This is a genomic window from Cypionkella psychrotolerans (assembly GCF_001294535.1).
GTDB classification, from domain to species: Bacteria; Pseudomonadota; Alphaproteobacteria; order Rhodobacterales; family Rhodobacteraceae; genus Cypionkella; species Cypionkella psychrotolerans.
Genome location: NZ_LGIC01000061.1, coordinates 135,210 through 160,787, shown reverse-complemented (window position 1 = coordinate 160,787; position 25,578 = coordinate 135,210). Strand labels below are relative to the sequence as shown.

The following is a 25,578-nucleotide window of genomic DNA, read 5'->3' as shown; positions in this document are numbered from 1 at the left end:
CGGAATCGGATAAAATTGTAATGAATCTGGAGGGTTATGCGGGGCTTGTTGCAAATCTAAACCAATCGCGCCCCGAACTTTTCGTGCAATAGCACGGCTGGCGGAAGGGTTCGGCTGTTGAGTAAGTGCAAACTTATCCACAGGAAAATATGATTCGATTCCACCCAAGGCTGTAGCTTGAACCCAAGTGCCGTCCTCGGGGGCATCGAGCCCCCTCCGACGGCGTTGCCACGGTAGGATGATGCGTGCCGGGCCGCATGGATCTGGCAACGCCGTTCAAAGCGGCTCGATGCCGCTGCGGACGGCCCCTGTTAGCAGGTCAGAAAAGCGCGTGGATTCGGGTGCAAACCTTAAGAAAGTGTAAAAACATCTACCTTATGGCATTGAATTGAAGTGAAAATTTTTGGTCCCGAGTTGGGACCACCTCCCAACCCATCCTCAAGGTGCGGTCAAATTCAGCAGCCGCTGATCCATCGACATCAGCTTCGTCCGCTTCAACCGCTCCACAAAGGCGCCCACCGGCTCAATCACCGGCCCCGCCTCCAGCGCCGCTTCCGAGCGCAGCACCAAAATCATCGCCAGCCCCAGTCCCGCCGGATTGACCACCAGCGCAGGCCGCCCAATCCCAGCCTCTACCACCGGAAACGCCACGCGGAACTTGCCCGGATCGGGCTGCGCACTGCCCGGCAAAAGCTGCAGCACCTGCCCCGATCCATCTAAGACCGTGACCGAAAGATACCCCGCGCCCTGCGGCACCGTCAGATCGATCACCGGGTTCTGCCCGGTCACATAATGCCCCTCCGCGTTCGGATCGGCGGTGTCGCCGTAGCCCAGCGACACCGCAACGCCACCCGACGCCAGCGGCGGCAGAACATTCAGCACGGAGCAGATCGAGGGGTTCAACGGCTCCAGCGACAGCTCCAGCGGGCGCTTGCCGATCAGGGCGACAAGGCTGGTTTTCAGCGCGGTCGCTGCGGCGACAGAGGTGATACGGCCGCTGATTTGCACGAGATCGGCCTCGGCATAGCCCGCAGCGGGTGGGTTGCTGAGGCCGAGCGGGCCACAGTCTTGCGATTGGGTCAGCAGGTCTGTCAGGGTGGCGGCGGCCAGCGGCGCAGGGGCAGCCGGGGCAGGTTCGACGGGCGCGGGTTGCGCGGCGGGCTCCGGTTTTGGAGTGGGGGCCGCGCTGGGTGCGGGCGCTGCTGTGATATGCACGGGTTTCGGGGTAAAGGCCCCCGAGAAATAGGCCACGGCGCTGGTGGCCAGCATCACCGCAATCGCGATTGGCAGGATCAGCGATGTCTTCGCGGGTGCAGCGGCCTCAATCCTTGACGACGCGGGGGAGGCCGCAGTGCCGAAGGGGCTGGCGTCTTGCGTCTCAGACGCGGCGACATGCGGCAGCGGACCGCCAATCTGGGTTTTGTTCGGGTCCGGCAGCATCGGGATCAGCGTGGGATTGTCCAGCGCCGCGATCACCTGTGCCATCGTCGCGGGCCGCGCGGCAGGGTCTGGCGACAGCATCCAGCCGAGCAGCGGCACCAGCCCGGCATCCACCCCCGTCAAGTCCGGCACAGCTGCGCGCTTGCCGACGGCATCGACGATGGAATCGCCCATCGGCAGCACAGCCCCCTTGCTGGCCGCCGCCGTCACCAAGGCCAGCGAGTAGATATCCGAGCGTCCATCAACATGGCCGCCAAATGCACCGAGCTGTTCCGGCGCGACCCAGTTGAATTTGCCCGCGAACTGGCCTTGTAACAAAGTCCCCGCGCCAAGCGCCGAGGATTTCGCGATGCCAAAGTCGATCAGCTTGGCATGTTCCACCATGCCTTCCTCAAGGATGATATTGTCGGGCGACATGTCGCGATGCACCACGCCTGCACGATGGGCCTTCTCTAGCCCCGAAGCGACGCGGCGCAGCATCACCTTGACCTCGTCCGGCGGCATCGGCCCGGTTTCAATCCGTTCCGACACCGGGGTGCCTGAGACAAATTCCATCACCAGGCAGGGCCGCCCGATCACTGGATCATTGGTGAACACATGATAGCGCACGATGGCTTCGTGGCTGAGCCGCGAGAGTGTCGTGCTTTCCTTCTGGAACAGCGCGACGATTTTTGGGTCATGCGCGAGGCTCGGCAGCACGATCTTGATCGCCACAGGCTCACCATTGTGGATGTTATGGCCGCGATACACCTCGCCCATGCCGCCCGCGCTGATCAGCTTGTCGATCTCATAGGTGCCGATGATTCTGGTGCCGCCCGAGACGGTGGTCGCACGCTCTGGCGCACGCGGGGTGGTGCCGGGATCAGTGGGGGTCTGTGCCATGCTACTTACACCCGCCCAAAGCCCATTCCTTCAGGCCGATTTTGAAAGTTTCGCCCAAGGGATGCGGCTTGGCCAAAGCCTCGGCCGCTTCGGGTTTTGTGTATGTCTTGGCTTGATCGCACAGGCTGGTTTCGGTCCAAGCGTGGCAGTTGGCACAGGATTTGTCGCGCCACGCTTCTTCTGGCAGGCCCTCAATCGGGGCAAATTGGGGTGAACCGGTGGCAATTAGATCGGCAATCGACTGGCCTTTGACATGCTCGCCCACCGGAAAGGGTGTCGTGAAAGTCAGTCCGGTCAGGTCGGCCACAGGGGCAGGGTCGGTCGTGGCGACGGGCGCGGGATCAACTGGGGGATTTAGCGCCAGCAGCGCCAACTCGCTTTGCGCGAGGGGCGCGAACAGGCCCTGCGGATAGGCGGTGAGATAGGCCTGATAATCGGCAGCGGATTTCGAGGCTTGCGCGGCGATGATCAGATCATGTTGCACAACATAGCCGTCCACCGCCTCAATCGGCATCAGACCTAGCCCGCGCGCGGCAGTGATATTTTGCGTCAGCAGGGCGTTCGCCTCGGCCAGATGCGGGCTTTGCGGGTGATCTTTCACGAAGCTTTGCAGCAGGCCAATGTCCTGAGACGCAAGGGCTGCCTGCCACGCGGCGGCCTCATCGGTTTGCGCCTGCATCGGTGGCCCAAAGAAAGCCAGCACCAAAGCCAGCGCGTATACTTCGCCGCTAAATCGCATCTATTGCTGCACCAAAGCGAATTCGATCCGGCGGTTGCGCGTTTTATGTTCGGGTGTGTCGTTGTCGAAGATCGGCTTGTCCTCACCATAACCTGTCGCAGTGAAGCGGTCGGCGGTAAGGCCCTTCTTCACCAGATAGCGCACCACGGCTTTGGCGCGCTGCTGTGACAGATATTGGTTCGCGGCGGGCGAGCCATCGGCATCGGTGTGGCCGGACACCTCAATCTTCAAGCCGGGGCAGCGCGCGATAATATCGGCGACGCTATCCAGCAAAGGCGCGCTATCGGCTTGCAGACGGGCAGAACCAGAATGGAAATTGATATTGCCGCTGCGCGACAGAATCTCAAAGCGACCCTTACAGGCCTCAAGATCCAGATCGCCGGCAGGTTCTTGGGCAACAACCGCAGGGGTGGCTGTCTCTGCGGCAGGCGCTTCCGGTGTTGCGGCCACGACAGGCGCATCGGGGACGGGGGCAGCTTCTGCCGGGGCCGGGGCCGCAGGCGTCACCGCCCCGCCGTTGCGCTTTAAGGTCAGATCAAAACTGATGGTGCCCGAAGGGATGATCACCACATTCGCCGCTTCTTGCAGCTTTTGCACGCCATCGGCCAGACCGAAATCATCGGTAGCAATCACAACGGGCACGGTCGAGGATACCACCACGGTATCATCTTGCACCATGGTCACTGCCACATCCGTCTCAAGCTCTTTCTTCACACCATGCAGATCGAGCGTATAGACGAGGTGAATGGTTTTGCGCCGCAGCGTGGGCAGATCGGCGAGATCAGCGGCATTGATCTTGGCGGTGATCACTGCCTCGGGGAAGCGGAAGGTTTCAAACAGCAGGAACCGCATCCGCACATTGCGCAGGTCAATCTTGGTGTCGACCGAATCCAGAAACACATGCAGCGACAACGTGCCATCCGCCGCCAGCCCGCCAGAGAACGCGGCAAAGGTGCTGGATTCAACTTTGGTGACGTTCTTCACTGACTGAAACCGCAGCTGCGAACTTTGCGCGTCAATTTGCCAGCCGGGCGCAAAGCTGGCGTCCTGTGCGGATAGCGGCAGTGGGGCCAAGAGCGCGATCAGCGCCAGACTCAGCCGCATACGGATCAAAGCGTCAAACAAGCCGATCATCGAAAATGCTCCTGAATCGCAATGGGGTACGGGGCAGTCTGGCGGCGATTAAGACGGCAACAGGTCAAAAAATCCTATTCGTTCAGCGTATCGGAAGCCCATCCACCACGCAAGGCCGGCGGCATCGTCTCGGTGGCAGCGAATCGGCCCCTGGCCTGAAGCAAAATCCAGGGCTGCTGTGCAGTAAGTTTACTGAATATATAGATTTTTAGAAACAACCCTCCAATATTGTTGCCAATCTGGCGATAATCAGAGGGGCGAAAATTGACAGGTTTTGTCAGGCAAACCCCCCAAGACCCGGCGCGGCGCAGAGCTGCCGCACCCCAAACACATTACTGCCCGATTTGACTCGCAGCCAAATAAGGGTCATCTGCTTAAACAACCTAAAGGTGTGTCATGTCTGCTGCCCTCTTCAGCGCTTCTACTGCAGCGCCTTCCACCTCGGCTCCGGTGATCACCATAGCTGCCGGAAGCTCGGCTGCCACGATTCAAGCCGCAATCAACTCCGCAGTTGCAGGCACGCATATTGTGCTGCAGCAAGGCACCTACACCTTCAACAAAACTGTGGTGTTGAACAAGGATGGCATCACGCTGGAAGGGCAGGGCAACGTCACCATCATCGCCGATAAAGCGCTGGCCGGGGCGCCCGCGCTGCAAATCGGTTCGGCTTTGTTTCGCGAGACCGAAACCAACGCCACGCATCTGAGCGAGGGTGTCAATCTTGGCGCAACCTATCTGCATCTGACCAGCAGCACTGGCCTGAAAGTCGGCGACGTGCTGTGGATTGAACGCCCGAATGACGCCGCCCTGTTCGCCGAAATCGGCGATACCCAGTGGCAGCAGGACAAGCCTTTGCGCACAGCGATGGTCACCGTCACTGCGGTGAATGGCAACACCGTCTTGCTGGACCGCCCGCTGCCCTTCGCGTTTGATGCCGCAACCACAACCGTGGCGGTGGCGGATACGGTCGAGGATGTGACCGTACGCAACCTGACCTTCCAAGGCGCCTACGGCACGGCGGACCCCAGCAACTTCAATAATATCAACAAAGCCGAAGATGGCGGCATGATGGTGCTGGTCAACAGCTCGGTGCGCACGGTGATCGAGCATGTCGATATTGTGAATCCGGGCTCGAACGGCTTGGTGCTGGGTCGCTCGATTGACGCGGTGGTGGATGATGTGACGGTGACCGGCGCGCAGAACAAAGGCGACGGCGGCAACGGCTATGGCTTTTGGATCCGCGACGTTTACGACAGCACCTTCACCCATCTCCAAGCGGTGGATACTCGCCATGCCGTGCTGTTCGCCAGCTATACTTCGGCGGCGAACAACACCATCGAAGTGGATTTCACCAACCGAGACATTAACTTTCATGGCGGGTTGGACCATGGCAATACGGTGATCGTGCATAACTCGATCCGCACAACAGCCGAGCAAAGCTACATGGGTTCAGTCAGCTTTTTCAACTCCGGCACCACCTATGGCGCGCCGACCGATCCCAATGCCAATGTGATCAAGTTTGAGAATGTCGTGGCAACCGTGCGGGCTGATATGGTGGTGGCGGTCGATACCGGGGCGCATATCAGTACATTATCAGGCAATGACAGTGTGCAGGGCGGCGCGGGCAACGACTGGATTGATATGGGCACCGGCTCGGATCTGGTGCTGGCCTCAGCCGGGGAAGACACCATCATCGGCGGGCAGGGTGTTGATCGGTTGGTGATCGGGCTGCACAGCTCGCAGGTTCTGGTGACGACGATCGGCGGACAAAGCGTTGTACTCAGCGCGCTGGGCCATACCTTTATCTCGGGCATCGAGGAGTTTCAGTTCATCGACGGGGTCAAATCCGTCACCAGCAAGCAGTTGACCGTGGTTTCGGCACCTACAGCAGCGGCGGGCTCAACTCCGGCCACTGTGGATGTGTCCAGCGATAGCACGGCGGATTCCTCGGTGCATGACGTGCGGATGACTGGCCGGGCTGACCTCGATTTTCTCGGCAACGCCCATGGCAACCGCGTGATCGGCAACGCTGGCAGCAACATCATCTTCGGCGAAGCGGGCGACGACTACCTGCATGGCTATGCGGGCAATGATCTGCTGAACGGCGGCGTAGGCAACGATGCGCTGTCTGGCGGCTTGGGCAGCGATACGCTGAACGGCGGCGCGGACAAGAACACGCTGATCGGCGGCGCGGGCTCGGATGTGTTCATCGCCAGCAACGGCATCAACACAGTGCGCGATTTCAGCATCGCCGAGCATGACGCGCTGGTGTTCTTCGGCTTTGCCGAGGCCGATCTTGCGGATTCGCTGACGCATTGGCTGGATGGCTCAGCGTCGACCGCCGATGATTTCGCGATTTCCACCCAGATGCGCAGTGGTGTGAGCTATCTGACCCTGACATCCGACCTCGGCGATTCCCTGACCGTGGCCAATGTCGATGCGACAGACCTGCGAGACTACCTTTTGCAGTAATTTTACGGCTTTTACCCGCAAGATACGCCGGGAGTCGTCGGGGCAATCGTCAGGTGCCCCGAGATTATCCCCGCAAACATGTAGGGAAATTCCCTTCAACACAGATTCCGGGTGGCTGCCGAACTAGGCAGCCACCCGAATTTTTGCCAAATTTGACGTCAGCCTCGGCGAAATTGCGCTTGATGCGACCACCATACTGCTTGGCGTTATTGTGCCGTTACGAAGCTTCGGCATATTGTACAACTGTGATTTGAAGAGGTGACATTGTTTCAATCGGGGGGAGCCGGTTAACGTTTACTGTTTTCGCAGCAACCAAACGCCTGACTGCGCGTTGTTCTGCGCAAGCCTACCCCGAAGGATCGTCTAGAATGCCCGCTGCAGACCAAGCGATTTCGATGGTAGTCATCGACAAAGACCCTATGTTTGCAATGGGCTTATGCGCATTGCTAGAAAAAAAGTCCGAGATTCAAGCTGTTGCACGCGCGCCCTCCGATGTGCTTGAGACGTTTCAGGATCATCACGCCAAAGATCAGACCGGGCCGCAAATCGATATTGTCTTGCTCGATCCGGCGCAACTTGACCTCATTCCTTCCAAGCTGGTGCAGAGGCTGCGAGAGCGGTTCGGCACCCGCAGCTTGATCAGCTACACCAATGATCTGTCGATGACCTTGGCAAGATCATGCCTTGCCGCAGGGTTTCGCGGTGTGCTGCCGCGCACAATTGGGCTGGAGCAGCTTGAGCAGGCGATCTCGGCGGTTCATGGCGGGGCGACCTGTATCGACCCCACCTTCGCGAATCTGTTTGAGACGGCGCAATCCACAACATCAGTGTCCCGTCCGCGTGAGCTGACTGAACGCGAGATCTATGTCCTGAAATCGGTGGCCTTCGGCAAAAGCCTGAAAGAGATCGGGCTGGAGCTAGAGCTGTCATCGAAAACCATCGAAACCTACAAGGCGCGCGGTAGCAGCAAACTTAACCTGCAAGGACGCCGCGCCATCGTTGAATATGCGATTCGTAATGGTTGGGTTCAATCGGAAGAACGCTTCGGCTGATAATTCAAAAACGGGGGAAAACGTGTCGCACAGCGCATCTGAAAGGATGCGTTGTGCTTGTCGTTACTGTTTCTGCATTGCAGCATAAACTTTTCGGTTTTTCCCTACACTAGACCTAAAAACGTAAGGCATTTGGTAAAAATTACCTACAAAATAAGGGTTTAGCCTGACTTTCCAAATCTCTTTCGCCATCCTTAATGTGTCGTCAATGCTGCACTGCCGCATTTTCGCCGCAGAAAAGGCGCTTCAGAAGGACGATTGAGATGGCCAAAATTGTCGTATTCGGGATCGGATATGTGGGCGTGGTATCGGCAGCTTGTCTGGCGAAAGACGGTCACGAGGTGATCGCGGTGGATGTGGATCCGGGCAAAGTCGCCTCGATCAATGCGGGGCTTTCGCCCATCGTTGAACACGGTCTGCCAGAGCTGATCGCCGAGGTTTTCGCCGCTGGTAAGCTGACCGCGACCTTGGACGCTGCCGCCGCCGTGCGCGCCGCGGATGCGTCGTTTGTTTGCGTCGGCACGCCTTCGGCTGAGGACGGCTCGATCGGGTTGAAATATGTCGAAAGCTGCTGCCGGGCGATTGCTTCGGCACTGCCGGGCAAAGACGGTTTCCATTCGGTCATCGTGCGTTCCACCATTGTGCCCGGCACGATGGAGAAGGTCTGCATCCCGATCCTTGAAGAATACTCGGGCATGGAAGCGGGCGTTGGTTTTGGCGTTGGCTACTACCCCGAGTTCCTGCGCGAAAGCACCGCCATTCAGGATTACTACGATCCCGGCCTGATCGTGTTTGGTGCGCTGGAAAAGAAAACCGCCGATTTCCTGACCATGCTGAACAAAGACCTGCCCTGCGATGTGAACGTCGTCGATGTGCGCTCGGCTGAGATGATCAAATACACCTCCAACGCATGGCGCGCCGTGAAGGTCACGTTTGCGAACGAGATCGGCAATATCGCCAAGGCTTGTGGCCTCGATGGTCAGGCCGTGATGAAGATCCTGTGCTCGGACCACAAGGTGTCGATGAGCCCATACTTCATGCGCCCCGGCTTTGCCTTTGGCGGCTCGTGCCTGCCGAAAGATGTGCGGGCTTTGCGTTCGATTGCCTCGGACATCAACGTCGCCTCGCCGCTACTCGATGCGGTACTGGTCGCCAATGCCGAACAGATCAACCGCGCCGAAGCGATGGTGATGGCGTCGGGGTCTACTTCGGTTGGCCTCGTCGGCATCAGCTTCAAGCCCGGCACCGATGATATGCGCGAAAGCCCCTTGGCCGAACTCGCCGCCCGTCTAATCGACCAAGGCATGACGCTGAACGTCTATGACCCCTTCGTGCATGAAGCCTACGCCAATGACATGAGCGCTGCTGGCCGTGGCAACGATTACAACATTGATCTGAAGGACCGTTTGGTGCCGACGATTAAGGAACTGCTGGCGAAGTCGGACATCGTTTTGGTCGGCAACAAATACGACGACACGCTGGAGGAGTTGAACGCCTCCACGCACCCGGTGATCGACCTGACGCGGATTAAGGCGGGCAAACGCTCGGGCGGCACCTATCAGGGTATTTGCTGGTAATGATGATGCTAGGACATATCGCCTTTATCGCTGTGATGGTTGGGCTTGGCCTGAGCCTGCCGTTCCATGCGATGGGCGATGTGGGCAGCGCTTTGGTGGTGGTCGGGGTGATTGGCCTCTGGCGCTACACTTGGGCCGCGATCAACTTCGGACGGGCAGCGCTGTTCCTGAAATGGGTCTATCCTCAGCGCAAGGCGCGGGCGATGGCGGCATACGCTGCTTTGCCCACGCCCGCCCATGCGTATTTTCTGGTGACCAGCTACAAGATCGAACCCGAAGTCACCACGCGGGTGTATCAATCCCTGTTCCGGGCGGCGGCTGCCTCGGCGGGTGGGGCGACCGTGGTGTGTTCGGTGGTCGATACCGCCGACGCCCGCCTGATCCGCAACATCTTTGATCGGATGGCGGTAGATACTTCAAACACCCGGCTGATGGTCGATCAGATCGCAGGCACGGGCAAGCGCGATGCTTTGGCGCGTTCGCTGCGCCTGATTGCAGGCGAGGCCCCAACCCGCCGCGATATCGTGTTGTTCGTCGATGGCGACAGCTGCGTGCCGGAAGACATCGTCGCCGCCACAGCACCTTTCTTCACCAATCCCGATATGGGGGCTGTGACGACGGATGAAGAAGTCGAGATTCGCGCCACCGACATGCCGCTGTTCCGCGATTGGTTCATGCTGCGCTTTAACCAGCGTCAGGTGATGATGTCGTCGATGGGTCTGTCCGACCGCGTGCTGACCCTGACCGGGCGGATGAGCGTTGTGCGCGCTGATCTGGCCACCAACGCAGGCTTTATCAATCAGGTGCAAAGCGACTTTATCGACCATTGGCGGCTTGGCCGGGTGAACTTCCTGACCGGAGACGACAAATCCACTTGGTTCTGGCTGCTGAAGAACGGCTACAAGATGGGCTACCTGCCCGACGTGGCTTCGCTGTCGATGGAAAGCCAACCGCGTCCCGGTTTTGTCGATTCCGCCCTGACGCTGATGGTGCGCTGGTTCGGCAACATGCTGCGTACCAATGGCCGGGCACTGTCGCTATCCCCCAACAGCATCGGCTGGTTCACCTGGTGGTCGATCCTTGATCAGCGCGTCGGCATCTGGACCACCCTCGCAGGCCCGATCTCGGTGCTGTTTGGCGCGGTGTTCATTGAGCCGCTCGCACTCCCGGTCTACATCGCTTGGATCATGTTCACCCGCTACACCTACTGCTGGATCTTGGCGACGGTGCGGATGCAGGCCTTCCCGATCACCTATCCGTTCTTGCTGTACTTCAGCCAGATCACTGGAGCGGCCGTCAAAAGCTTCGTGCTGTTCCGCCTCGATCGCCAACGCTGGACGCGGCAATCCGCCCGCAAAGCCCGCGCCATTACCCTGCCGTTCGGCCAACGCCTGCAAGGCTGGTCTTCAACATTCTCCCACTCCCTCGCCCTTGGATGGCTGACTTTGGGTGTGGTTCTTCTGTCTGGCATTGTCTGAATTCGCGAAGGAATACGAAAATGGACACCAACACCGCTGAGAGCCAAACCATCGGCCACCTGCCCAATCTGCCCGTGCAGGGCGAGCATCCTTTGCTGGATATTCCCTTCGTCGTCGGCATCGACGGGCGGCAGTTCAAGGGCGAACGTCTGTCGCTGGTCGCCGCCGAAATCACCGGGCTGATGGATCCTGCCTTGGATGGCGCCACCCGCCTGATGCGCTTCATGTTCCCGTTCAAAGGCTTCAGCGTCACGCTGGAGGTGCTGGGGCAAGTGCAGTCCTTGGATCGTGGAAACGGTCACGCCACCGTTAATTTCGTCGATCCTGCAGGCGAGCATCTGCCGCAGCTGCGCCATCTGATCAATTCTTACATCGCGGGCGATCTGGTCGCCTTGGGTGAGGTGATCGGCGTTGCGCCCTCGATTCCGTCCCCCGCCAACCGCGCGGCGGCCATGATCGCAAAGCGCCTGACGTTTAGCCGGGTCTTGGGCAGCGCTGGGCTGGCATTCGCCACTCTGGCTTTGGTCGCAGCGGTCGGCACCTTGGCCTATAACCGCATCTTCACCCTGCCGCTCGCCGCCCCCGGTCTGGCTGTGCAAGACGGCATGACGCTGACCGCGATCTCTGCGGGCCAAGTCGATTACGTCAACCTTGCCGCCGCCAAGGGCGAAGTCGCCTTCACCATCCGCGCCACCTCGGGCGAGATGCTGTCGATTGCGATGCCCTGCGACTGCAAAGCAACCGCCTTGGCCGCAACGGTCGGGGCCACCGTCAGCGCGGGCGAGCCGATGCTGAACGTTCATGCCGCCGATGCGCCGATGGTGCTGACCGCAACCGTGCCCGCCGCTGATGTGCTGACGCTGGCGTTTGCCGATCACGTCAAGGTGCAGTTCGGCGACGGCAGCACGATCAACGCCACCGTCGATCCTGCCAGCCTGCGGGCCGAAGCCACCGATGCGGGCCTGCCGGTGCGGTTGATCCCGGCCTCTCCTTTGCAAGCCGAGCAGTTGGGCCAACTGGCCAAGCTGACCATCATCAAGAAACCTTGGTTCTAAGTCGAGCACTTCCCCCGTTACCACCTCTTTCAGATTTTTCCTTCGGGCAATGACCCAGCGGAGCGCGCAATGAAAACGTCGATTTACCCCTTGGTTCTGTGCGGTGGCATGGGATCGCGGCTCTGGCCGATGTCCCGAGTCGAGCAGCCGAAGCAGTTTCAGCCGGTGCAAGGCAAGGGCAGTCTGAGCTATTTTCAGACCACCCTGCAGCGTCACCGCGGCGGCGTGTATAAGTCACCGATCATCGTGACCAGCGCGGGCCAAACCCAGCTGGTCGCGCGTCAGATGCGCGATTTGCAACTGACCGGAACGGTGATTGCTGAACCGATGGGCCGCAACACCGGCCCCGCCGTGCTGGCTGCGGCGCTGTCGGTGATCGCCGAAGACCCGGAGGCGCAGCTTCTGGTGCTGCCTTCGGATCACATCATCACCGGTGATCTGAACGCCACCGTGGTCGCCATGCAACAAGCCGCCGACAATGGCCGCATCGTGCTGTTCGGGGTCCCCCCAGCTTACCCCGAAATCGGCTACGGCTATATCGTCGATGGCGGCGGCTATACCAACTATCCCGGACTGCATCGGGTCGAAACCTTCATCGAAAAGCCACCCTATGAGCGTGCACAGGCGTTGATTTCCGGTGGCTATTCCTATTGGGCTTCCGGGATCAGCCTGTTCCGCGCCGATGTACTGATCGAAGAATTCCACCGGTTCGAGCCGGAAACCTTCTACGCCGTCTCCGCCGCTGTCAGTGCGGGCAAGCTGATCAACGGCGCGTTGCATCTTGAGGAAACCTCTTTCGTCAAAGCCAAATCCGAACCGACCGAGCGGCTGGTGTTTGAACGTTCCACCGCCGTCGCTTTGGCCCCTGCGCGGGACATTCAATGGGATGATGTTGGCGCGTGGAATGCGGTGCAGAAAATCTCCACCCGCAATGAGCATGGCAACGTGATCAACGGCGACGTGATTGCCTTGGATACGCAAAACTCGCTGATCCAAAGCGACTCGCGCTTGGTGGCGGTGATTGGCCTGCGCGACATGATCGTGGTCGATACCCCCGATGCGCTGCTGGTGATGAACCGCGACCATGCTCAAAGCGTCAAGCAAGTGGTCGAGCATCTGAAGGGCATGAACCGCCCTGAAGTCTCCAGCCACCTTTTGCGCGATACCAACTGGGGGCAGGTCGAGTTGCTGGCCAAGGATGATGGCTATGACATGCGGATGCTGGTCGTGGCCCCCGGCGCTTCGCTGAAAGTTAACGGCACCGGCCACGGCCCCAGCCTGCTGACCTTCCTCAACGGCGGCGGCGTTTACGAGCGTGAAGGCAAAATGGTCGCGGTTGCGCGCGGCGACAGCGTCACCATTCCCGCCGATGTGACTTTGCCCCTGACCAATACCGGGTCGAAAGAATTGCGGGCGATGCAGCTTTTGATGACCTATGACGCCGAAAATGTCGCCGAAGTGGCGGCCTCGACCGTCAAGGCAGTGGCGTCCTTGTTCACCAAATCCGGACCTTTGAAACCCGTGACCGGGGCGGTGCAATAGGATGATCCGCATCTGGGCATATCTGGCGAGTGCTGTGCTGTTCAGCGCAAGCATAGGGCAAGCCGCCCCCAAGCTTGCCGACAGCGCCGCCTTGCACGCAGGCATCGCCGGATTGCAGCAAGACGCCGGCGGGATGAGCCCCCAAGGCTTCGCCTATGACGCGGTGGCGCAGATTGCCGGGCTTTATGGTTTGAAACCTGCGCCCCGTCCGCAAGCGTTTGCCGATGTGACACTGCCTTCGGGCGATGCCGCCAAGGTTGCGGCAGGGGATACCCAGATCGCGCTTACGCAGCTGTCGATCTCGGAAGGCACCAACAACCAGCTCCGCGTGCAGCAGGCCCAGCACAACAGCAAGGCCGGGATCTTCATCAGCGCGGGCGTGATCAGCCTTCAAGATTTGGCGACAGAGGCAGAGCAGCAGGGCATTGCAGGCATTGCAATGGCGGATGGCGTTGTCACTCTGTCGCGCCCGCTGGTGATCTGGCAGGGCGCGACCTTGCTGATCCACCCTGGCGATGTGTTGCAGATGCAGGCGGCAGAGGGCGCCTTCCTTCTGAACTTCGGCAAACTTGACCTGCGCGGGGCTACTTTGCGCAGCGATGTCGCCGCCGACGCGCCCGAGTCGCTGTATCGCCCCTTCGTGCTGACCTCAGGCTCAGGCCAAGTCTATGCCGAAGCCAATACGTTTCAAGCTTTGGGCATGGCCGAGCTTGGCCCCTTCGCGGGCTTCGTGATCTCAACCCAAGGTCTGTTCGCCTCGACCACCCCCTCGGTGCTGCGCGACAATCGCTTTGAAGATATCGGCGGCGTTGCTCTGATCGGCACCAAAGCCGCGCAGGTGACGCAGAACGCGTTTCTGGCATCGCGCGGTGGCGCGCTGATCTTGGCGCAAGTCGGCGAAGGCGCGGCCTTGGGCAATACGATTTACAACACCAAAGCTGGGGCTGGCCTTCGGGTCACCGCGCGCTCGAAAGATATGCTGATCGCGGGCAATCTGGTGCTAGGCGGGCAGGGCAATGGCGTGCAAGTCGATGGTGGCAGCTTTGGCATCACCCTGCGCGGCAATGCAGTGCTGGACAACGCGCAGAGCGGGCTTACCGCCAAAACCGCCTCCTGCCTTTCGGTGCAAGACAACGTCATCGCCGCCAATGGCGCGGTCGGCCTGCGCTTGACTAAAACCGGATATGTCCAAATCGCAGGCAATGCGCTGGTCGGCAATGCTGGCTCTGCCATTGCCGTTGGCGCGCAGTTGACCAAAGCGCGGATGGAGTTGAACAGCAACTTGATGGCGCAAAACCAGATCGGTCTGACCGGCGCGGCTTTGCACCTTGTCACCCTGCGCGACAACGATCTGAGCGCGCAACTACCCCGCATTTTCGACGGTGAATTCGCCCAACATCAGGCCGCATTCCTCACCTCAGGCCGCACCGACCACGCGGCTGTTTTCCAGATTTCGAGCGCTGCGGCAGATGATGCCGACTTCGCCTCGATGTGCAGTCAGGAGTAACCTCATGGTCTTTTCATCGGAAACCTTCCTGTTTCTATTCCTGCCGCTGTTTCTGTGCATCTACTATCTGACGCCCGCCAAGGGCCGCTCGATGGTGATCCTGTTCGCGTCCTACCTGTTCTATGGCTGGTGGCGGTTCGACTTTCTGCTGCTGCTGTTCGGCACAACCCTGTGGACCTTCTACATCGGCCTGCTGATCGCCAAAAACCTCGACACCCCGCGCGCGAAAATGTGGTGTGGCATTGGGGTGGCGGGCTGTCTGGCCGTGCTGGGCGTGTTCAAATACCTCAACTTCTTCATCGACAGCCTCGCGCAACTGTTCGGCACCGATGCCGCTGGTCTGGGCGTGCACTGGCGTCTGATCCTGCCGATTGGCGTGTCGTTCTATGTGTTCCATTCGATCAGCTATCTGGTCGATGTCACCCGCAAAGACGCCGATGCGACGCTGAAATTCTTCGATTTCGCCGCCTTTATCGCGCTGTTCCCACAGCTGGTGGCAGGGCCGATCTTGCGCTTCAAAGACCTCGCCGACCAATTCAAGCACCGCACCCATTCGCTGGTGCTGTTTGCCGATGGCTTGGCCCTGTTCATCGTGGGCTTGGGCAAAAAGGTGCTGCTGGCCGATACAATCGCCCCCTTGGCGGATGTCGCCTTCAACACGCCTGACCCAAGCGCAGCCCTCTCATGGCTCGGCTCGGTTGCCTATATGATGCAGCTTTACTTCGACTTCTCGGGCTATTCCGATATGGCGGTGGGCCTTGGCCTGATGATGGGCTTCCGGTTCCGCAAGAACTTCGACATGCCCTATATCAGCCGCTCGATCACCGAGTTTTGGCGACGCTGGCACATCTCACTGTCAGTCTGGTTGCGCGATTACCTCTATATCCCGCTGGGCGGCAACCGCGTCGGCCCGACCCGCACCTATGTCAACCTGATGATCGTGATGGTTTTGGGTGGCCTCTGGCATGGTGCGAATGGCACCTTCCTCGCTTGGGGCATCTGGCACGGCGCTTGGCTCGCGATTGAGCGCGCCACCGGCTGGGCCAACCGCTCGTCCTTCATCGGCCTCGTGCAAACCTTGCTCTTGGTGCTGATCGGCTGGGTCGCCTTCCGCGCTGTCGACATGCACCAAGCGATGGATGTTTACGCGGGCATGATCGGCCTGCACGGCTTTGCCATCCCGATGGACGTGGCTTTCCAGCTCAGCGGCGAAAGCATGGTGATGCTGGTGATTGCGATGATCTATTGCGCGGCTGAACCACACATCAACCGCATCGGCAAAGAGATGTATTTCGCGCCGCAGGGGGGCATCGGCGTCAGCAGCAATGGCACGCTGACCGCCGCCACCTCGCTGCTGCCCGTCGCTGTTGTGTCGCTGATCGCCATGCTTGCGATCATGAAACTGGCCGAGGCGAGCTTCTCGCCCTTCCTGTATTTCCAGTTCTGAAGGAGGATCGCCATGCAGCGCTTCTATCGGATATCTCGCTACTTCCTGCCGGTGATGTTTTTCGGCTACGTCCCCTTCGCCAATCTGGCGGTCTATGAAGAACCCGGCGGCAAGCTGGCGGCGTTTGACGTGGCCGCCCTGCGCGGCACCGTCACCCACAGCTTTGACACGCTGTACAAAACCGCGATGCCGCACCGCGAGCCTTCGATCGGCGTCATGGGTGCGGCCCGCTATCTGCTGATCGGCGAGGGCCGCAAGGGCGTCGTCGTGGGCCGCGATGGCTGGCTGTTCACCTCGGAAGAAACCCGGCCGCTGCCTGCAAGCCTGTCGCCTTCGGTCGCCAAAATCGCCGAGGTGCGCGATCTGCTCGCCGCCCACGGCACCAAGCTGATCGTGGTGCCGCTGCCCGCCAAGGTTGATGTGCAAGCCGCCGAGGCCGCAGCGCCGGAACTCTCCGCCGAAATGGCAGGCTTCTACGCTGACCTGTTGGCCAAGCTGAACGCAGCGCAAATCGAAACCGTCGATGCCCGCACCCCGCTGGTGGAGCTGGTGAAAACCAAACCTGCTTTCTTCGCCACCGATACCCATTGGACGCTCGACGGTGCCGCCACCGTGGCCGCTGCTGTGGCAAAATCCGGCCTGATTCCGCTGGGCACGGCCCAGATGACCCGCACCGAAGAACCCAAAGCCGAATTCGCAGGCGATCTGGTGTCCTATGTCACCACCGAAGGTATCGCGCCGATGCTGGGTCTGGATCGTGAAGACGCCAATCCCTATCTGGTCGCCGCCCCCGCTGACGCCAGCGACATCTTCGCCGCCGCCCAAGTCGATGTGGTTCTGATCGGCACCTCTTACAGCGCCAATCCGCATTGGAGCTTTGCCGAAGCCCTGAAGCTTGATCTGCACCAAGACGTGCTGAACGCTGCCGAACAGGGCCTTGGCCCGGTCAAACCGATGGACAAATACCTCGCCTCCGACAGTTTCCGCGACGCCCCGCCGAAAGTGGTGATCTGGGAAATGCCTTTGCGCTATTTGACCGATCCCAAGCTGTGGGACGGCCATAAAATCGGGCAGGAGCTGGCAAGTGCAGATTAAATCTCTGATCATCGCCAGCGTGTTGCTGACCAGCTTTATGGCGACTCCGTTGCGGGTGCAGGCAGAAGACCGTGTGGTGCCGCCGACCGTGGTGTCAAAAGTCTATCCCAGCAAAGAAGAAAGAGCCGCGAAGTTGGCCGAAAGGTTGGCGCTGCAGAAGGCTGCGCGTTTAGCCGCCAAAGCCGCCAAACCTCCGGTTGCCCCAGTGTTGTCACGCCTGGAAACCCTGCACAAACGTATGATTGCCAAGGACGAATTGACCGCCAGCGAAATGCAGGAACTGGCGGATTCCGGTGATGGCCTTGCCGCGTTCTATTACGCCCGCAAGCTGGAAGAAAGCGGCAGAACCAGCGCGCTGCCCTCTGCCGTGCATTACTATGCGATGGCGTCTTATCTGGGCCGCGAATTCGCCATGAGCCGCATGATCGCGTTGATGAAATCGCCGGAAGTCACCCTGTCCGACAAACAGATCAAAAGCAGCAAGGATGCTCTGGTCAAGCTGGCGCGTTCTGGCAATACCGCAGCCGCACTTGGCCTTGCCGATATGTACGCCATTGGCCAACCTTTTGCCCAAGACACCGCCGAGTCGCGCAAATGGCTGATGCAGGCCGCCAAGGCAGGCGATGCCAATGCCGCGCAAAAACTAGCGCAAGCTGCGATCATGCCGCAAGACGGCAGCGCCCCCGATGTGCCCGCCGCCCGCGCGGCACTGGCGCTGATGATCGCCTCGAATGAACCCGGCAAAGTCGCGATGGCGCAGACCCTGCTCGCCCGACTTGACGCCACTGACCCCACGGAGGTTTCCCAATGAACGCAGCTTTCCGGCTCGCGGTGGCACTCGGCTTGGGCTTAACAGCCGCGCCCGCCTTGGCGCAAACCGCCTCAAACTTCGATTGTTCGGCCTATGAGTTCAACACCGTTCTGCCTGCGATTGAAGGCAAAGACGGTGTGTTCTTCCGCACCTTCGCTGATCTGCGGATGCAGCATCCGCTGGACGAACGCACCGTGCATATGATGGGCCAGCTGGCGAAAGTGCTGAAAGAAAACGGCACCACGCTGATCTATGTGACCATTCCGACAAAGTCGCAGGTGATGCCGCAATACCTGCCCGCCCATGCCGCCGACTATGGCTTTCAGCCCGAAGTGGCGAATGCGATCTACACCGATTTCATCACCCGGCTGAACGCCGCGGGTGTCGAATCCCCCGATATGATGACCGCCCTGCGCAACAACAAAGGCGGCGAGCGCGCCTTGTTCGGCGACGACTTCCACTGGACCTCGCAAGGCGCGCGGCTGGGCGCACAAGCGATTGCCGAGCATATCAAGGCCGACCCGGCTTATGCCGATCTGCCGAAGCAAACCTTCGTCACTACCGCGATTGCGCCCGAAGTCGCCTTCTCGGGGATGCGCCGCACCCTGCAAGGCTATTGCGCGAAATCGCTGCCACCAACCGAGACGATGGCCTATAAAACCGAAGCCGTTGCCAGCACCGATACGGCAGCGAGCGGCCTGGATATCTTCGCCACCCCCAGCGAGGTGCAGCCTGCGGTTCTGGTCGGCACCTCGTATTCCGACAGCCCGATCAACAATTTCGCGGGCTTTCTGGCGGAATATTCGCAACTGGAGATCGTCAACTACGCGATCACCGGCGGCAACCAGTTCGGCTCGATGACCTCGTATATGACCTCGGATGAATTCAAGGCACAGCGCCCACGCTTCCTGATCTGGGAAAATCCGATTTACAACAACCTAGCGCAATATGGTGCTGCGCCGATTGAAGAACTGATCGCCGCAGCGGGCAATACCTGCACCACCGCTTTGCCTATCACCAAGCTGGATGCCAACACGGTGGAGGCCTCGCTGGAAGGCCTCAAAGTCGGTGCTGATGATGCGATCTTTGCCGATTTCGGCGGCGAAGGTCCGCGCATCGCCAATTTTAGCATCGAAGGCGCCGATGGATTAATCCGGCACTCGAAAATAGAGCGCAGTCAGAGGTTGCGTTCTACTGGAAACTTCTACCTTGGGTTGTCGGCCTTCACGATGCCGAATATCACGAAAGTGACGGTGCATTTCGATCGCCCCGTCAGTGACTCCACGACCCTGAATTTCTGCGCGAATACCAAAGGAGACGCGTCATGAAGAAGAATAGCAGCTGGTTGATTGCCCTATGTGCGGGGCTTTGCGGCATGTATGCCACGACGGGGCTTGCTCAGGATGGCGGGCTCTATGAAGATGTGCCCGACCCCAGTGCCAGCTTTGTGCGGGTGGTCGCGGCCGCCCCAACCAATGCGGTGATCGACACCAAGACTTTCGATCAACTCGATGGCGGGATTTCCGGCTACGTTGTTGTCGCCAAACCTGGTGAGATCAAACTGGTGACCGGGGTGGATGACGCCACGGTCAAGGTCGAAGCAGGCAAGTATTACTCCTATATCGTCGGCGCGGATGGCACCAAAACCTTGGTGCCGGAAGACATCACCTCGAACCCCGCGCAAGCGGTGATCAGTTTCTTCAACCTCAGCGATCTGCCGAAGGTTGATTTGTATGTGCCTGCCGCCAAAGCGGTGGCCCTGCCGGGCGTGCCGATGAACGGCGCGGCCAATGTGGCGTTGAAAGCCCCGCTGACCTTGGACTTTGAGGTCCGTGACGGCGACAAAGTGCTGGCCTCCTTGCCTGCGGTCGATCTGCAACGTCGCGGCGGTGTGGCGATTGTGCTGCGCGGCTCCGCAGGCAAGTACACCGTGGCGGGTTCAAACTCGACGCTTGCCAACTAAGCTTAATCGCCCAACCGCCGCGCGGATCATTCTGCGCGGCGGTACATCGGCAAAAGGATACACCATGACACGCGCCGCAGCCCTGCTTTCCCGCCCGTTCTTGCCGCTTTGCTTTGCCGCTCTGGCTGGCCTGCCCGCCCTTGCGCAAACCGCAACCCCGCAAACCGTCGCGGTAAACTTCGAGCCGCCGCGCATCGAGGTGGAAAAGATCTGCGCGCCCAGCACCCCGGACGAACAACTCGCCGGGCAATGGGCGGCTTGGGATGGCAAAACGCTGCCCGAAATGGCCCCTGATCTGATCCAACGGGATCTGCGCCGCTTGATGGATGCCGACGCGATCCGTTGGTTTGACACCATCGAAAAAGCCCAAGCCCTTATGCCCTCGGTCGATCCGCAATTCGACACGAACAAGGCCCTTTTGGCACGGGTGGAACTGTTGATCGCGGCGGGTCGTCTGAAAGAATTGACCAACCAACGCCTTGTCGATCAGTTGATGGCGACGGAAAACGGCGGCTCGCCCCGCTTGCAAAACATCCTTGCCGATTATCTGATGAACGGCACCGGCATCGCGGTTGATAAAGAAAAAGGCCTGAAACTTCTGGTCGCGGCAGGCTATGGCGGCAACGCCGATGCGCTGCTGAAGATTGTCGAATTGCAAGAAAAAGGCACGCAAATTCCCGGTTGGGACGTGCCCTCTGACATCGCCGTCACCATGGCCTTCGGTGCCTTGGTCGGCAAGATGGACCCGATGATCTGCGACCGCGTCGCCCGCATCGCCCGTGAATACATGAACGGCACCATCGTCACCCGTGACGTAAGTCTTGCCGAGCAATGGTTCCGCTTTGCCGCCGATATGGGCGATGGCGTCTCGGCTTGGAAAGTCGCCGAGATGCATATGCGCTCGGAAGATCTGGTGAAATCGAACGACACCCTGATCGCCTATCTGACCAAAGCCGCCGACGCTGGCCTGCCCTATGCTCAGGTGGCGCTGGGTCGCCTGTATGAACAAGGCGCTTTGGTCGGCAAGAAAGACGTCGAACACGCCCGCGCACTGTACGAGAAAGCTGCCAAATTCGGCGACCGTGCCGGCCTGTTGCGCAACGCTTTATTCTTGCAATCCGAAGCGAAGGCAGATGGCGCCTACCAACCCGCCTACCGCGCCGCTTTGGAACAATTCGCCAAACGCGCCGATGCTCCGGCTTGGATTTTCATCGCTCTTGGTGATTTCGAAATCGCCGACAAAGGCCGCTGGGGTGGTGAATCCGCCGCCGTCGCCTATTATGAAAAGGCCGAGGCGATGGGCGAGGCAAGCGCCACAAAACGCCTGACGCCCATCCGTTTTCGCTACGCCACCACGCCGAAACAATTCTATCAAACCATCGACGCGGTGATCGACACCGTCCACACTGGCGGTGAAATTGACCCTATGAACGGACTGAAGGATGCATTCAGTTGCCGTGCGCCGCAGGCCCCGCAGCGCGCAGAGGCCGAGTATTGGGAAGGTATCAGCACCGCGACCGGCACCAAAACCGTCGAATTCACCCCGACAGAACTGCTGGCGTTAATCGCAAACCCCAACCCGCAAGACATTGCCCGCCTGCAATCTCAGGCGCTTTACGGTCGCCCGACAGCTATCGCGCAATATATGGAAGTGCTGGTACGCAGCAACGCCGCGCCAGAGGAACTCGCCTTCTGGGAATCCTATGCCAAACGCTTTGATGGTGTCACCGCCGCTCGCGGGCGGTTGGAGAACAAGTTTGCCGAAATCGGCCAGAATCTAACCGATCCCACTATCATGCTGCGCACTGCGATTGACGAAGGCGACACTTCCGCCGAAGTTGATTTGGCCGAAATCCTGCTCAAACAAGACCCGGCAAAGAACGCAGCCGCAGCCCTTGCGGCGGTCGAACCTATGGCCGAGATGGGTAATGGTGCGGCTCTGCGCATGCTGCCGCAGCTTGACCCCAAACGCTTCCCCGATCTGAAAACCGTCTACTCCACCTACGCCGATGTGATCGAATCGCGTGGCGATTTTGACGCCGTCGTGTTGGCGCTGCCGTTCCAACCCGACCTCGAGCGTCGCGACGATTACCTGCGCCGCGCCGTCACCGCCACCGATTGCAGCTTTGATGAAATCAAAACACTCGCCGATGCGATGGGCCAGTTGGGCGATCAGGCTGCCTTCACAAAATGGGTAGATGTGGCCGAATTCCTCAGCGAAAATGACAGCTGGCGGCTGGTGCAACTGGGTGATCTGCTGCGCCATTATGGTGGCGAGTCGATGGCAACCGCCCAGCTTGCCTTTTATCAGCGCGGCTATGACAGCGGCAACACCACCGCTATTCACCGTTTGTTGGATGTCTACGCCACCGCTGGTGCGCCGCAGTTCAACGCCGAGAAAGCCGCCGATCTCTACGTCGCTTTGGTCACGCGTAGCGAACCGAAAGACATTCCCCGCGCGCTGTCCCGACTGGCCGTCGCCTCGCGCCCGATCCAAGACAACGCCTATGCGCGGCTTGATGTGCCCTCGCTTTACCGTGTCGCTGCCGAAGCCGGCAACCCGGCAGGCATGCGCGAATATGGCAAGCTGTTGCAACTCAGCGCAAAATCAACGGCCGAGTTGGAGACTTCTACGCAGTGGATCTCCAAAGCCGCCGAAGCAGGAGATGTTCCAGCTATGTTGACCTATGCAGATGCACTGGCCTTTGGTCTGGGCGTGCCTGCCTCGCGGCAAGAGGCGCTGGTCTGGCTGCAAAAGGCCTCTGATGCAGGCAATACCGATGCCACCGCCAAAGTCCGCAGCCTGATGCTGCAACCGGAGGTCAGCCAATGAGCGCCTGCATCACACGCGCGGTCTTGGTCTTGGCGCTGTTCAGCACCAGCCAAACCGCTTTCGCACAAACCGCCCCCGAACCCGCAGCAGAGGAGGCCAAAGCTTTCGCCTGCTTCGATCCGGTCCCCCCGGTGACAGAGCTTGCCATCCCAAGCCGCTATAAGGATGACAGCAAGAACCGCTCTGATTTCGACGCTGAAGCCAACGCCGCAGTCGAAGCTGCGCTGAATCCGGTCGATGATTTCATCAACCTTCTGGTCAAAAACGCCAACGCAGCACTTCAGATCACCGCCGCACCCGAGGTTGACCCAGAGGCTCCGGTTGATCCCGCAGCCGAAGCCACTTCCGAAACCCCGCCCGATCTGGCCCAGCAAACCCTGATCGCCGATTGCGTGGTCGATCGCATCCACGACTGGGCCGCAGCCAATGCACTGGGCGACATGAAATCCCAAGGTGCGCAACTCTCGGTGCCCAGCCGGATTGGCGGCATCGCGATGGCCTACGCCCAAGTGCGCAGCCTTGCCACCCAAGACACTCGCCAGCCCGAGATTGAAGCTTGGCTGACCGCCCGGATGCAATCCAGCATGGTGTTTTTCGACACCGAAGCGCCGCCGAAATCGCGCGAAAACAACCTGCGCGCTTGGGCAGCTTTGGCTGCGGCGCAGGTCGGCTTGCTGCAAAACGACGAGGCGATGACCACTTGGGCCGCCGAGTCCGTCAAACTGGTGCTTTGCACCGCCACCCCAGAAGGCGCTCTGCCGAATGAAATGTGGCGCGGCAAACTGGCGCTGCACTACCAAATCCACGCCGTTGGTCCCTTGGTCGTCGCCAATGCGTTGCTGCAACCGACGCATCCCGATCTGCTGGCCACTTGCGACAACGCCCTGCTGCGCGTCGTCCGCTTCACCCTGAAAGCTGTCGAAGACCCGAAACTGGTCGAGGCGATCACCGACAAGCCGCAAAAGTTTGACCCCGCCACCGAGATGAAACGTGCCTTCCAATTCGCATGGCTCGCCCCGCTGGAAACCTTGGTGCAAGAACCCGAGTTCACCACCTTCGCGGCGAAGTTTGAGCTGCTCAGCAATTCCAAAATCGGCGGCAAGCAAAGTCTGCTCTGGCCCGCGCTGGACGCAAAAGACCCTGCGGCCACCGAAGAAGAACCCGCCACAACGCCATAACGGAACGGGTGGCTTTAGGGAGTTATGAACGGGGCAGGGGGCAATCCTCTGCCCCTTCGCTATGTTCCACTCGACATTGCACGCAGATATTTTATATTTAAAGTAATTCCCGCCTCACCGGAGCCCACCATGACCGAGGTCTATATCTGCGACTATATCCGCACCCCGATCGGGCGCTTTGGCGGCAGCCTGTCGTCCATCCGCACCGATGATCTTGCCGCCATCCCGCTGCGCGCGCTGATCGCCCGCAATCCGGGCGTCGATTGGGCCGCAGTCGATGACGTGGTGATGGGTTGCGCCAACCAAGCAGGCGAGGATAACCGCAACGTCGCCCGCATGGCCGCTTTGCTTGCGGGCCTGCCGCAAACCGTCAGCGGCACCACGATCAACCGCCTGTGCGGCTCGGGCATGGATGCGATCCTGCTCGCCGCCCGTCAGATCAAAGCAGGCGAGGCCGACCTAATCATCGCAGGCGGCGTCGAATCGATGTCCCGCGCGCCTTTCGTGATGCCCAAAGCCGAAACCGCCTTTTCCCGCACTGCCGAAATCCACGATAGCACCATCGGCTGGCGCTTCATCAACCCCTTGATGCAACAGCAATATGGCACCGACTCGATGCCCGAAACCGCCGAAAACGTTGCCGAAGACTGCGCGATCTCCCGTGCCGACCAAGACGCATTCGCCCTCCGTAGCCAAGCCAAAGCCAGCGCCGCGCAAACCAATGGCCGCCTCGCCCAAGAAATCACCCCCGTCAGCATCCCGCAACGCAAGGGCGATCCCATCGTGATCACCCAAGACGAACACCCCCGCGCCACCACCATCGAAGCGCTTGGGAAACTCGGCACCCCGTTCCGCAAGGGCGGCAGCGTTACCGCAGGCAACGCCAGCGGCGTCAATGACGGAGCAACTGCCCTGATCATCGCCTCTGCCGCAGCCGCCCACAAACACGGCCTCACCCCCATCGCCCGCATCTTGGGCGGGGCCACCGCAGGCGTCGCCCCCCGCGTGATGGGTCTTGGCCCGATCCCGGCCAGCCAGAAACTCATGGCCCGCCTGGGCTTCACCCCATCCGACTTCGCTGTGATTGAACTCAACGAAGCCTTCGCCAGCCAAGGACTCGCCACCCTGCGCGCGCTTGGCATTGCCGACGACGACCCCCGTGTGAACCCCAACGGCGGTGCGATTGCCCTCGGCCACCCGCTCGGCATGACCGGCGCCCGCATCACCGGCACCGCCGCTTTGCAACTGCAACCCGGTCAGCGCGCGCTGGCGACCATGTGCATCGGCGTCGGTCAAGGCATCGCCATCGCGCTAGAGCGGGCATAGAAAAACCCGCCGCACCCTCACAGTGCGGCGGGCCTTTTCATTTCAAC

At 60.2% G+C, this 25,578-nt stretch carries 18 protein-coding genes; 15 read left to right on the top strand and 3 right to left on the bottom strand.

Annotation, left to right across the window (positions count from 1 at the left end; genetic code table 11):
* Positions 1-438: 438 nt before the first annotated feature.
* From AKV04_RS11975 to AKV04_RS11965, 3 genes are read right to left on the bottom strand one after another with little or no spacing between them, the layout of a single operon-like run.
* Positions 439-2,322 carry a serine/threonine-protein kinase gene (locus tag AKV04_RS11975; RefSeq protein WP_054006646.1) on the bottom strand — a complete coding sequence of 628 codons (1,884 nt, stop codon included), beginning with the start codon at positions 2,320-2,322 and terminating at the stop codon, positions 439-441.
* 1 nt (position 2,323) lies between these two features.
* Entirely contained in the window at positions 2,324-3,061 is a 738-nt protein-coding gene (locus AKV04_RS11970) for a hypothetical protein (RefSeq protein ID WP_054006645.1), read from the bottom strand.
* On the bottom strand, positions 3,062-4,195 hold the full coding sequence (locus tag AKV04_RS11965; protein ID WP_054006644.1) for an OmpA family protein: 1,134 nt from the start codon (positions 4,193-4,195) through the stop codon (positions 3,062-3,064).
* Between the two features lie 396 nt (positions 4,196-4,591).
* Between AKV04_RS11965 and AKV04_RS11960 the strand changes: the two genes are divergently transcribed.
* From AKV04_RS11960 to pcaF, 15 genes are all read left to right on the top strand, one after another.
* Positions 4,592-6,667, top strand: coding sequence for a calcium-binding protein (locus tag AKV04_RS11960; protein WP_054006643.1), 2,076 nt, complete (start codon positions 4,592-4,594; stop codon positions 6,665-6,667).
* 368 nt (positions 6,668-7,035) lie between these two features.
* Positions 7,036-7,719 carry a response regulator transcription factor gene (locus AKV04_RS11955; protein WP_054006642.1) on the top strand — a complete coding sequence of 228 codons (684 nt, stop codon included), beginning with the start codon at positions 7,036-7,038 and terminating at the stop codon, positions 7,717-7,719.
* Positions 7,720-7,982: 263 nt separating this feature from the next.
* Positions 7,983-9,296: a nucleotide sugar dehydrogenase gene (locus tag AKV04_RS11950; RefSeq protein ID WP_054006641.1), complete on the top strand. Its 1,314-nt coding sequence runs from the start codon at positions 7,983-7,985 to the stop codon at positions 9,294-9,296.
* The gene (locus tag AKV04_RS11945) at positions 9,296-10,774 is read left to right on the top strand and encodes a glycosyltransferase (RefSeq protein WP_235815624.1); all 1,479 of its coding nucleotides are present in this window, start codon (positions 9,296-9,298) and stop codon (positions 10,772-10,774) included. Before AKV04_RS11950 ends, AKV04_RS11945 begins: the two co-directional genes overlap by 1 nt.
* 20 nt (positions 10,775-10,794) lie before the next feature.
* Entirely contained in the window at positions 10,795-11,829 is a 1,035-nt protein-coding gene (locus tag AKV04_RS11940) for an efflux RND transporter periplasmic adaptor subunit (RefSeq protein ID WP_054006640.1), read from the top strand.
* A 69-nt stretch (positions 11,830-11,898) separates the two neighbouring features.
* Positions 11,899-13,371: a mannose-1-phosphate guanylyltransferase gene (locus tag AKV04_RS11935; protein ID WP_054006639.1), complete on the top strand. Its 1,473-nt coding sequence runs from the start codon at positions 11,899-11,901 to the stop codon at positions 13,369-13,371.
* A gap of 1 nt (position 13,372) precedes the next feature.
* Positions 13,373-14,878 (top strand): right-handed parallel beta-helix repeat-containing protein, encoded by a 1,506-nt coding sequence (locus AKV04_RS11930; protein ID WP_054006638.1) that lies wholly within the window; start codon positions 13,373-13,375, stop codon positions 14,876-14,878.
* Positions 14,879-14,882: 4 nt separating this feature from the next.
* Positions 14,883-16,325, top strand: a complete 1,443-nt coding sequence (locus tag AKV04_RS11925; protein ID WP_054006637.1) for an MBOAT family O-acyltransferase — start codon at positions 14,883-14,885, stop codon at positions 16,323-16,325.
* A 12-nt stretch (positions 16,326-16,337) separates the two neighbouring features.
* A complete protein-coding gene (locus AKV04_RS11920) occupies positions 16,338-17,420 on the top strand; it encodes an alginate O-acetyltransferase AlgX-related protein (protein ID WP_054006636.1) in 1,083 nt (360 codons plus the stop codon).
* Positions 17,410-18,231: a hypothetical protein gene (locus AKV04_RS11915; RefSeq protein WP_054006635.1), complete on the top strand. Its 822-nt coding sequence runs from the start codon at positions 17,410-17,412 to the stop codon at positions 18,229-18,231. Before AKV04_RS11920 ends, AKV04_RS11915 begins: the two co-directional genes overlap by 11 nt.
* On the top strand, positions 18,228-19,559 hold the full coding sequence (locus AKV04_RS11910; RefSeq protein WP_054006634.1) for an alginate O-acetyltransferase AlgX-related protein: 1,332 nt from the start codon (positions 18,228-18,230) through the stop codon (positions 19,557-19,559). The genes AKV04_RS11915 and AKV04_RS11910 overlap by 4 nt, the downstream gene beginning before the upstream one ends.
* Positions 19,556-20,194: an alginate O-acetyltransferase AlgF gene (locus AKV04_RS11905; RefSeq protein WP_054006633.1), complete on the top strand. Its 639-nt coding sequence runs from the start codon at positions 19,556-19,558 to the stop codon at positions 20,192-20,194. The genes AKV04_RS11910 and AKV04_RS11905 overlap by 4 nt, the downstream gene beginning before the upstream one ends.
* 64 nt (positions 20,195-20,258) lie before the next feature.
* The gene (locus tag AKV04_RS11900) at positions 20,259-23,027 is read left to right on the top strand and encodes a tetratricopeptide repeat protein (RefSeq protein ID WP_054006632.1); all 2,769 of its coding nucleotides are present in this window, start codon (positions 20,259-20,261) and stop codon (positions 23,025-23,027) included.
* The gene (locus AKV04_RS11895; RefSeq protein ID WP_054006631.1) at positions 23,024-24,205 is read left to right on the top strand and encodes an alginate lyase family protein; all 1,182 of its coding nucleotides are present in this window, start codon (positions 23,024-23,026) and stop codon (positions 24,203-24,205) included. Before AKV04_RS11900 ends, AKV04_RS11895 begins: the two co-directional genes overlap by 4 nt.
* A gap of 129 nt (positions 24,206-24,334) precedes the next feature.
* Positions 24,335-25,531 carry a 3-oxoadipyl-CoA thiolase gene (gene pcaF, locus AKV04_RS11890; RefSeq protein WP_054006630.1) on the top strand — a complete coding sequence of 399 codons (1,197 nt, stop codon included), beginning with the start codon at positions 24,335-24,337 and terminating at the stop codon, positions 25,529-25,531.
* Positions 25,532-25,578 lie beyond the last annotated feature (47 nt).

Excerpts from the sequence above, each read along its gene's own strand:
- AKV04_RS11975 (WP_054006646.1), bottom strand. The coding sequence starts at position 2,322 with ATGGCACAGACCCCCACTGATCCCGGCACCACCCCGCGTGCGCCAGAG.
- AKV04_RS11970 (WP_054006645.1), bottom strand. The coding sequence starts at position 3,061 with ATGCGATTTAGCGGCGAAGTATACGCGCTGGCTTTGGTGCTGGCTTTC.
- AKV04_RS11965 (WP_054006644.1), bottom strand. The coding sequence starts at position 4,195 with ATGATCGGCTTGTTTGACGCTTTGATCCGTATGCGGCTGAGTCTGGCG.
- AKV04_RS11960 (WP_054006643.1), top strand. The coding sequence starts at position 4,592 with ATGTCTGCTGCCCTCTTCAGCGCTTCTACTGCAGCGCCTTCCACCTCG.
- AKV04_RS11955 (WP_054006642.1), top strand. The coding sequence starts at position 7,036 with ATGCCCGCTGCAGACCAAGCGATTTCGATGGTAGTCATCGACAAAGAC.
- AKV04_RS11950 (WP_054006641.1), top strand. The coding sequence starts at position 7,983 with ATGGCCAAAATTGTCGTATTCGGGATCGGATATGTGGGCGTGGTATCG.
- AKV04_RS11945 (WP_235815624.1), top strand. The coding sequence starts at position 9,296 with ATGATGATGCTAGGACATATCGCCTTTATCGCTGTGATGGTTGGGCTT.
- AKV04_RS11940 (WP_054006640.1), top strand. The coding sequence starts at position 10,795 with ATGGACACCAACACCGCTGAGAGCCAAACCATCGGCCACCTGCCCAAT.
- AKV04_RS11935 (WP_054006639.1), top strand. The coding sequence starts at position 11,899 with ATGAAAACGTCGATTTACCCCTTGGTTCTGTGCGGTGGCATGGGATCG.
- AKV04_RS11930 (WP_054006638.1), top strand. The coding sequence starts at position 13,373 with ATGATCCGCATCTGGGCATATCTGGCGAGTGCTGTGCTGTTCAGCGCA.
- AKV04_RS11925 (WP_054006637.1), top strand. The coding sequence starts at position 14,883 with ATGGTCTTTTCATCGGAAACCTTCCTGTTTCTATTCCTGCCGCTGTTT.
- AKV04_RS11920 (WP_054006636.1), top strand. The coding sequence starts at position 16,338 with ATGCAGCGCTTCTATCGGATATCTCGCTACTTCCTGCCGGTGATGTTT.
- AKV04_RS11910 (WP_054006634.1), top strand. The coding sequence starts at position 18,228 with ATGAACGCAGCTTTCCGGCTCGCGGTGGCACTCGGCTTGGGCTTAACA.
- AKV04_RS11905 (WP_054006633.1), top strand. The coding sequence starts at position 19,556 with ATGAAGAAGAATAGCAGCTGGTTGATTGCCCTATGTGCGGGGCTTTGC.
- AKV04_RS11900 (WP_054006632.1), top strand. The coding sequence starts at position 20,259 with ATGACACGCGCCGCAGCCCTGCTTTCCCGCCCGTTCTTGCCGCTTTGC.
- AKV04_RS11895 (WP_054006631.1), top strand. The coding sequence starts at position 23,024 with ATGAGCGCCTGCATCACACGCGCGGTCTTGGTCTTGGCGCTGTTCAGC.
- pcaF (WP_054006630.1), top strand. The coding sequence starts at position 24,335 with ATGACCGAGGTCTATATCTGCGACTATATCCGCACCCCGATCGGGCGC.